This window comes from Bradyrhizobium sp. UFLA01-814 (assembly GCF_046718885.1).
Classification (GTDB): Bacteria; Pseudomonadota; Alphaproteobacteria; order Rhizobiales; family Xanthobacteraceae; genus Bradyrhizobium; species Bradyrhizobium elkanii.
The window spans coordinates 1-8807 of record NZ_JAQOSR010000257.1 but is presented as its reverse complement, the minus strand read 5'-3'; the positions used below and the strand labels follow the sequence as shown (position 1 = coordinate 8807).

Annotated in this window: 8 protein-coding genes; 6 read left to right on the top strand and 2 right to left on the bottom strand. The window is 67.1% G+C overall.

What is annotated here, in order from left to right; genetic code table 11:
• Window positions 1–318: 318 nt before the first annotated feature.
• The gene (gene ubiA / locus PMN64_RS40440; RefSeq protein ID WP_411784780.1) at window positions 319–1251 is read right to left on the bottom strand and encodes a 4-hydroxybenzoate octaprenyltransferase; all 933 of its coding nucleotides are present in this window, start codon (window positions 1249–1251) and stop codon (window positions 319–321) included.
• A gap of 10 nt (window positions 1252–1261) precedes the next feature.
• On the bottom strand, window positions 1262–1993 hold the full coding sequence (locus PMN64_RS40435; protein ID WP_028341084.1) for a hypothetical protein: 732 nt from the start codon (window positions 1991–1993) through the stop codon (window positions 1262–1264).
• A gap of 456 nt (window positions 1994–2449) precedes the next feature.
• Between PMN64_RS40435 and PMN64_RS40430 the strand changes: the two genes are divergently transcribed.
• From PMN64_RS40430 to PMN64_RS40405, 6 genes are all read left to right on the top strand, one after another.
• Window positions 2450–3199: a 16S rRNA (uracil(1498)-N(3))-methyltransferase gene (locus PMN64_RS40430; protein ID WP_411784779.1), complete on the top strand. Its 750-nt coding sequence runs from the start codon at window positions 2450–2452 to the stop codon at window positions 3197–3199.
• Window positions 3200–3464: 265 nt separating this feature from the next.
• The gene (locus PMN64_RS40425; RefSeq protein WP_411784778.1) at window positions 3465–4631 is read left to right on the top strand and encodes an ATP phosphoribosyltransferase regulatory subunit; all 1167 of its coding nucleotides are present in this window, start codon (window positions 3465–3467) and stop codon (window positions 4629–4631) included.
• The gene (gene hisG, locus PMN64_RS40420; protein WP_411784777.1) at window positions 4628–5605 is read left to right on the top strand and encodes an ATP phosphoribosyltransferase; all 978 of its coding nucleotides are present in this window, start codon (window positions 4628–4630) and stop codon (window positions 5603–5605) included. Before PMN64_RS40425 ends, hisG begins: the two co-directional genes overlap by 4 nt.
• Window positions 5606–5746: 141 nt before the next feature.
• On the top strand, window positions 5747–6793 hold the full coding sequence (locus tag PMN64_RS40415) for a glycosyltransferase family 2 protein (RefSeq protein ID WP_028341088.1): 1047 nt from the start codon (window positions 5747–5749) through the stop codon (window positions 6791–6793).
• Window positions 6790–7632, top strand: coding sequence for a ChbG/HpnK family deacetylase (locus PMN64_RS40410; protein ID WP_411784776.1), 843 nt, complete (start codon window positions 6790–6792; stop codon window positions 7630–7632). The genes PMN64_RS40415 and PMN64_RS40410 overlap by 4 nt, the downstream gene beginning before the upstream one ends.
• Before the next feature lie 181 nt (window positions 7633–7813).
• Window positions 7814–8677: a DUF2076 domain-containing protein gene (locus PMN64_RS40405; RefSeq protein ID WP_411784775.1), complete on the top strand. Its 864-nt coding sequence runs from the start codon at window positions 7814–7816 to the stop codon at window positions 8675–8677.
• Window positions 8678–8807: the final 130 nt, after the last annotated feature.

The following is an 8807-nucleotide window of genomic DNA, read 5'->3' as shown; positions in this document are numbered from 1 at the left end:
CTCCCATGTATGAGATCTAGACAACCTCATTCTGGCACACTGATGCCGTAGGGGGCCGTCCACACCATCAACCACCGCATTCGGTGATGAACGGGATCGCGGCCCCAGCGTCGCGCAACAATTGTGATTTGGGGTAATGGGTCCTGGCTTTCGCCAGGACGACGATGAGGATGGGTCGACGATGAGGATGGGTTTCGATTCATCGTCTCACGCCACGCGGTGTCATCACCCGCGCATGCGTGACTTGTCGCACCTCTCGCCTTCATTTCGAGCTGCGTAGGATGGGTAGAGCGAAGCGAAACCCATCCTGCGAAGTCATCACGCCGCGCGCAGCACCGCGTCGACGACCAGGCTCGCGAACAGGATGAAGCCGGCGTCGCGGTTGGACTTGAAGATGCGCAGGCAGAGCGCGCCATCGCTGATGTCGAGCCGCCGGACCTGCCAGGCGAGGTGCAGCGCGAACGCCGCTAGCCCAATCCAGGCCGGCCAACGCGCCCCCGCGAGCGCGAACGCCACGCCGATCAAGAGCACGGCGAGACCGTAGAAGATCACGAGCGCACGATGGGTGCGGGCACCGAACAAGCGCGCGGTGGATTTGACGCCGATCAGCGCATCATCCTCGGCGTCCTGATGGGCGTAGATGGTGTCGTAGGCGATCACCCAGGCGATCGATCCGGCATAGAGCGCAATCGCGGCCAGATCGATGCGCGCGAGTGTCACCGCAAATCCCATCAGCGCGCCGTAGGAGAAGGCGAGGCCGAGCACGACCTGCGGCCACCAGGTGATCCGCTTCATGAACGGGTAGATCGCGACGATCAGAAGCGAGGCGATGCCGGTCATCACCGCGAAGCGGTTGAACTGCAGCAGCACGAGAAGCCCGATCAGCGCCTGCAGGACCATGAAGACCACCGCCTGCGTCACCGTGACCTGCCCGGCGGGGATCGGCCGCGACCGCGTGCGTTCGACCTTGGCGTCGAGATCGCGATCGGTGATGTCATTCCAGGTGCAGCCGGCGCCGCGCATCACAAAGGCGCCGATGAAGAACAGCAGGACCACGAGCGGCAGCGAGCGCACGTCATGCGCGACGCCGGCGGCAAGCGCCGCCGACCACCAGCACGGCATCAACAGCAGCCAGGAGCCGATCGGCCGGTCGTAGCGCGCAAGCCGCAGATAGGGCCGCGACCAGACCGGCGCATGGGTATCCACCCAGTTGCCTGTGGAATCGGCAACGCGGGTGGAGACATCGCTCATGGGTGATCCATCAACGGGTGAGGACGTTGCCGTTCAGCGTATCGAAGGTGCTGCCGCCCTTCTTGGTCGGCGTCGCTTCCGGCAGCGAGGCGGACGAGCCGAGCACGTCGCTCAAGCTCGGCCCCGCAGGCCCACGCGGCTGCGCCGCCGCCTGCTCCGCGACATTGCAGACCTTCTTCAGCAGCGCTTCGGTATTCTTGTGCCCGGCCTTCAGCTGGTCGGCGATCTGCGGCGGAATTCCGCACTTCTGCGCGTTGGTGTCGACATATTTGATCATCTTGATCTCGGCCTGGCTGTAATTGCCGATCAGCTTGCAGGCCTCCTGGGGGCTGGCGTGGCGATCGCTCGCCGCCTTGATCGCCTTGCCGCGCTTCTCCGCATCCTCACGCAGCGGCGTGAAATTCTTCATGCAGGCGTCGGCGGCACCACCACCCGCACCCGGCGGGGGCGGCGACGACACCCCGCCACCGGCGATGGGGGCCGCGCCACTGCTCGGAAATGCCGACGGCGTGGCACCGACCCTGGCCGCCGGCGCACCGTTGACCGGCGGGAATGCGGAATCCGAGGCGGTTCCGGCCTGGCTTGGACGCATACCATTGACCGGCGGAAACGCGGGGTCGGACGCGGTGCCGGCCTTACCGGCCTGATTGGGCAACGGGGCCGGAAAGGCGCTCTGCGCGGCGGCTTGCCCCACGGACAGGGCGGTCGCGGCAACGGTCAGCACGATCAGTCGGCGGATCATCGAGGGTGTTTCTCCGGCAAAAGGTCCAGGCAACCCCAGCGCAACAAAAACGAAGCAACGAATTTTGGGGGCGTTTTACGATTCCTGTGAGGCCTTAACAACCCGTCGATTTGGGCGACAGCGCGGCGTAGGGCCACACCGGCCACATTAAATTGTTCCCCGATTCTAAACCTTTAGGCTACGAACGGAGGTAAAACCGGACCATCAAATTTGCCTGAACGCGATTTTCGGCGAGGCCTCGGTTTGGATTAACGGCCCGATGCCGCGCACGGGCGACTGAAAAGCAAAAGGGGCTGCGTGCAAGCGGCCCCTTTGGACTAAAGAAATGACTTGGTGACTGAAGCAATATATCGACGCCTCCTTACTACCCGGCCGGCGAGTTCCTGACGAGTCCGCGGGACTACGGTGTCGCATAGTTTGGTAAACTTGCCACACCGCAATGAAGCCGCCTCGGACATGCCTGAACACGATTTTCGCAGCCCCCGCCTGTTTGTCGATGCCCCGCTCGGCGGCGGCGCAACCGTTCCGCTCGCACGCGATCAGAGCAACTATCTCGGCAACGTGCTGCGGCTTAACGCCGGCGACAGCGTGCTGGTGTTCAACGGCCGCGACGGCGAATGGCGCGCGGAGATTTCCGGCCGCAAGCGGGCCGACATGCTGACGGTATCAGCGCAGACCCGCGCGCAGGACCGCCTGCCCGACGTCAGCTATGTGTTCGCGCCGCTGAAGCATGCGCGCCTCGACTACATGGTGCAGAAGGCGGTCGAGATGGGCGCCGCGCGGCTCGTGCCGGTGCTGACACGCTTCACCCAGGTGTCGCGGGTCAATAGCGAGCGGATGCGCGCCAATGTGGTCGAGGCCGCCGAGCAATGCGGGATCATCTCGCTCGCCGAGGTCGCCGATCCCGTACCCCTCGAACGTTTCCTGGCGGGGCGCGATCCGGCGCGGCTGCTGGTGTTCTGCGACGAGGCCGCCGAGGTCGAAAGCCCGGTGCGGGCGCTACAGGCGGCAACGGCTGCGAACGCCGGGATCGATGTCCTGATCGGCCCGGAAGGCGGCTTCGCCGAGGAAGAGCGCGCGCTGCTGCTGCGCCAGCCCGCCATCCTCCGCCTCGCCCTCGGCCCGCGCATCCTGCGCGCCGACACCGCCGCCGTCGCGGCGCTGGCACTGGTGCAAGCGGCACTGGGGGATTGGCGCGCTGCGTAGCCCGGATGAAGCGAAGCGCAATCCGGGAAAGCCTGTCGGCGGCGCGAGATGCCCCGGATTTCGCTGCGCTTCATCCGGGCTACGGCCACCCGGTTGTGGGGAACATCTGCCCCTAGCCAAGCCGTCGCAAAATCGTTAACGAACCCAATCATTAAGCCACTTGGCCGATCCCTGTCGAAAGCATGGGCCGACCGTGCTAAGGGCTCCGCAAACACCACCCATGGAACCCGCGCCGGAACCGAATCCGGACCTATTGGACGTCGAGATGACCGAAGCTGCCGCACCACGATCCGCCGTCGGATCCGCCGTCTGGGCGGATGCGCTGCTGGCCTCGTTCGCGCAGGCCGGTTATCAGAGGTCCGAGCCCGCGATCCTGCAGCCGGCCGAGCCGTTCCTCGATCTCTCCGGCGAGGACATCCGCAAAAGCCTGTATCTGACGACCGACCCGGGCGGCGAGGAGCTCTGCCTGCGCCCGGACCTCACGATCCCGGTGGCGCGCGATTACCTCGCCTCCGCCCGCGCCGGCCAGCCCGCCGGCTTCAGCTATCTCGGCCCGGTGTTTCGCTATCGCGGCGGTGCGCCGAGCCAGTTCCTGCAGGCCGGCATCGAATCGTTCGGGCGGCAGGACCGCGCCGCGGCCGACGCCGAGATGCTGGCGCTGGCGCTGGAGGCGACCACGGCGTTCGGGTTGAAGGACGTCGAGATCCGCACCGGCGACGTCGCGCTGTTCAACGCGCTGATCGATGCGCTCGACCTCTATCCGGTGTGGCGGCGCCGGCTGATCAAGGACTTCAACCGCAAGGTCTCGCTGACCGACGACATCGAGCAGCTGACGCTCAAGACCGCGCCGGGCCGCAACGAATATGAGGGCGTGCTCGCTGCGCTGGCCGGCTCCGACCGCAAGGCGGCGCTGGCGCTGGTCACCGATCTGATGTCGATCGCCGGCACCACCAATGTCGGCGGCCGCACGGTCGCCGAGATCGCCGACCGTTTCCTCGAGCAATCGACGCTGAAGGGCGGCGCGCTGCCGCGCGATGCGGTCGCGACCATCAAGCGCTTCCTGGCGATCGCGGGCGATCCCGACGACGCGGTCGCGCAGCTGCGTGCGCTGGCCTCCGACGCCAAGCTCAATCTTGCCGGCGCGATCGACCAGCTCGAGAGCCGGATCGGCTTCATGGCCGCGCGCGGCATCGACATCCGAAAGACCCGGTTCTCCACCGCGTTCGGCCGCGGCCTCGACTACTACACCGGCTTCGAGTTCGAGCTGCACGCCAAGGGCAACGGCGCCGAGCCGCTGGTCGCCGGCGGGCGCTATGACGGGCTGATGACGCAGCTCGGCTCGGCGAGCCCGATCCCCGCGGTCGGCTTCTCGGTCTGGATCGAGGCGATGACCCGGCATGGCGAGGCCACCTGCTTCGGAGGCGCCCAATGAGCACGCCCTTTGTCGTCGCCGTTCCCTCAAAGGGGCGGCTGCAGGAAAACGCCGAAAGCTTCTTCGCCCGCGCCGGGCTGACCTTGTCGAAGGCCGGCGGCGCCCGCGACTATCGCGGCACCATCGCCGGCGTCGACAATGTCGAGATCGCCTATCTCTCGGCGAGCGAGATCGCGGCCAATCTGGCTCGCGGCTCGGTGCATCTCGGCGTCACCGGCGAGGACCTGGTGCGCGAGAGCATTCCCGATGCCGACAAGCGCGTGCTGATGATCGAGGGCCTCGGCTTCGGCTACGCCAATGTCGTGGTCGCGGTGCCGCAGGCCTGGATCGACGTCCGCACCATGGCCGATCTCGACGACGTCGCATCCGGCTTCCGCGAACAGCACAATCACCGCATGCGGGTGGCGACCAAATACATCAATCTGACGCGCGGCTTCTTTGCCAGGCACGGCGTCGGCGACTACCGCATCGTCGAAAGCGCCGGCGCCACCGAGGGCGCGCCCGCCGCCGGCACCGCCGAGCTGATCGTCGACATCACGACGACAGGTGCGACGCTCACCGCCAACGGGCTCAAGGTGCTCGACGACGGCGTCATGCTGCGCAGCCAGGCCAACCTCGTTGCATCGCGGGATGCCGACTGGTCGACCGGCGCCCGCGAGACCGCGCGCGTGATCCTCGACCACATCGCGGCGCGCGCCCGCGCCAGCAAGTATCGCGAGGTCCGCACCCGCTTCGCCGGCTGCAACGATGCGCTGCTCTCCGAGGCGCATAACCGCTTCGGCGTCGTCGCCCCGTTCGGCGACCCGACCTCGTCGGGCATGCTTACGCTGCACTGCCCACCGGGCAAGCTCTACGCGCTCGGCAGCTTCCTGCGCGAGCACGGCGCCGAAACCGTGTCGGTGGTATCGCTGGACTATGTGTTCGACCGCGAGAACCCGCTGTTCGCCAGGCTCGAGGCGTTCCTGCGACAATGAGGCGGCCACGCCGTTCATGTTGGCGACAGCTACCCTTCGGTACCATATTGTGTTCGAGGGATCTCTCGTTTTGACGCGGTGTCTTCGTGCGAGGCGGAAGGCCATTTCGCTCGAAAACGCTCTAGTTCTGGAACCTGATCGATGATGCTGGGCTCTGACGTTTCCAGCCTGACCACGACCGCCAAGACCGCCGCCGGGCAGGGTCTGTCGATCGTCGTGCCCGTCTACAACGAGGCGGCCGGGCTTGCGGCGCTGCATGAGCGGCTGGTCAGCCTCGCCAGGACGCTGCGCGCCCGCTACGGCCTCGCCTGCGAGGTGATCTATGTCGATGACGGCAGCGCGGACAACACGCTGACGATCGCGCGCGGCCTGCCCGCCGACGGGCTCGACCTGCAGGTGGTGTCGCTGTCGCGCAATTTCGGCAAGGAGGCGGCGCTGATGGCCGGCCTCGACCACGCCCGCCGCGGCGCGGTGCTGTTCATGGATGGCGACGGCCAGCATCCGCCGACGCTCGTGGAGCAACTGGTCGCACACTGGATCGATGACGGCTACGACGTGGTCTACACGGCGAAGGCGCATCGCGACAATGAATCGGCTGCGCGGCGGCTGGCCGTGCGCGGCTTCTACGCGCTGATCAACTGGGGCGCCCGGCAGCAGATCCCGGAGGATGCCGGCGACTTCCGCCTGCTGTCGCCGCGCGCGGCCGCAGCCCTGCGGCAATTGCCGGAGCGCAACCGCTTCTTCAAGGGCCTCGCCAGCTGGATCGGCTTCCGGCAGATCCGCGTCGACTACGAGCCGGCGCCGCGCGCGCATGGCGTCACCACCTTCAATGCCGGCCGGCTGATCGGCCTGTCGATCGAGGGCCTGACCTCGTTCTCGGTGGCGCCGCTGCGCTTTGCCAGCCTGCTCGGCGCGCTGCTCGCCGGTGCGGCGTTCCTGTTCGGCCTCTCGATCCTGTGGGAAGTGCTGACCACCGGCAAGCAGGTCCCCGGCTATCCGTCGCTGATGATCGGCATGATGACGATCGGCGGCGTGCAGCTGATCATGATCGGTATCGTCGGCGAATATATCGGCAAGATCCTCTCCGAGCTGAAGGCGCGGCCGATCTACTTCGTCGCCGAGCACACCGAGAAGCACGCCGACGGCGGCGCGGCGCAAAATGCCTCCGAGCGGACCGCTGCGGAATGAACACCGATACGCCGCGCCGGATCTGGCTGTGTGCTGACGACTATGGCTTGAGCGACGGCGTCAACCGCGCGATCCGCGATCTGATCGAGCGCGCGCGCCTCAACGCGACGTCGGTGATGATGGTGACGCCGGCGATCGGCCGCGACGCGGCCAGCGCGCTCACGGCGTCGGTGGCGAACAGCCCGCGCTGCGCGATCGGGCTGCATGTGACGCTGACCGCGCCGTTCCGGCCGCTGACGATGCATTTCCGCCCGCTCGACGGCGACATGTTCCTGCCCTTCCCACGGCTGCTGCGCGCCGGGCTGATGCACCGGCTCGACGCCGAACTGGTCCATGCCGAGGTGCTGGCGCAGCTCGACGCCTTCCATGATCTGTTCGGCCGCGCACCCGACTTCGTCGACGGTCATCAGCACGCGCAGCTGTTCCCGCAGGTGCGCGACGGCTTCCTGCGCGCCGTGAAGGAGCGCGCGCCGGGCGCCTGGGTGCGGCAGTGCGGCCGCGAAGGCCCGCTGGCGCGCCAGCTGGCGGCGCCGAAGGCGCTGGTGCTGAACGTGCTCAGCACGCAGTTCCGGATCAAGGCGCAGCGAGCCGGCCTGCGGTTCAATCCGGCCTTCGCCGGCGCCTATGATTTTACGCGCGGCAATGATTTCGCGGCGCTGATGCAGGGCTTCCTCGAGGGCATGCCGGAGGACGGGCTCGTGATGTGCCATCCCGGTTTCGTCGACGAAACGCTGAAGAGCCTCGACCCGCTGACGACGCAGCGCGAGACCGAGCATGCCTATCTGGCAGGCGACGATTTCCCCGCGCTGCTGGCCCTGAATAAAGTTACACTGGCCTGAACCGGTCCCTACCCCGCATCAAGTGCGGGGCAGGCTTCGCTCGAAAACGCTTTAAGGTTCACGAAAAACCGCCGGTCGTATTGTCGCATACATAAATTTAATTCTGGCCCCCACTCCTTGCGCCACAAAGCCCGTCATACATCCCGGACGCGCCGATTCGATCGGCGCGATGGAGAACGCCATGACACCGCAAGAACGCCAACTGATCGACGATCTCTTCGACCGGCTCGCCAAGCTGGAGAATGCCCCGCGCGACGGCGAGGCCATGTCCGCGATCGTGCAGGGCCTGCGCAGCGCGCCGAATGCGGTCTACGCGCTGGTGCAGACCGCGCTGGTTCAGGACGAGGCGCTGAAGCGCGCCCATGACCGGATCCAGGAACTCGAGGCCGCGGTCGGCCAGCAGCAGGGAGCCCAGCAGCAGGGCGGCGGTTTCCTCGATTCGATGCGCGACGCGATCTTCGGCGGACAGGGCCAGCAGCATGGTTCGGTGCCGCCGGTGCGGGCGCCCGACATGGGCGGCCGCGATCCGGGCGGCCGCCCGGTCTGGAACTCGGGCCAGGCGATGCAGCAGGCCGGCGGCGGCTATGGCCAGCCTTACGGCCAGCCCGCGCAACCCTACGGCCAGGGCTATGGCGGCCCGCAGCCGCCGGCGTTCGGCGGTGGCGCTCCCGGTGGCGGCGGCGGTTCGTTCCTCGGCACCGCAGCGGCGGCCGCAGCCGGCGTGGTCGGCGGCGGACTGTTGCTCTCCAGCATCCGCGGCATGATGGGTGGCGGCAGCCACCAGTCGCTGGCGGACGCCAGTGGCTTGGGCGGTTCGCGTCCTTGGGGCGGCGACCAGTCGTCGAGCGACCTCGCCCGTGACGCCGGGATCAACGATGTCAGTTCGTCCGGTCGCGACAGTGATTCCGGCTCGCGCGCCGGCGCGTTCGACCAGGCGCAGGCCGACCGGGACAGTGACGATGATCAGGACGCCGACGACTTCGACAATGATGACGACGGCTTCGATGGTGGCGGCGGCGACGGTGACGACAGCAACTACGCGTAAACGCGATCGCTGAAACGACAACGGCCGCTCCAATCGAGCGGCCGTTTTGATTCCGTCGTCCCGGCGAAAGCCGGCAACTGTTATGTCGGTTTGGTCTGTAGGTACGGCTTTCGGTCTCGCATCATGGCAT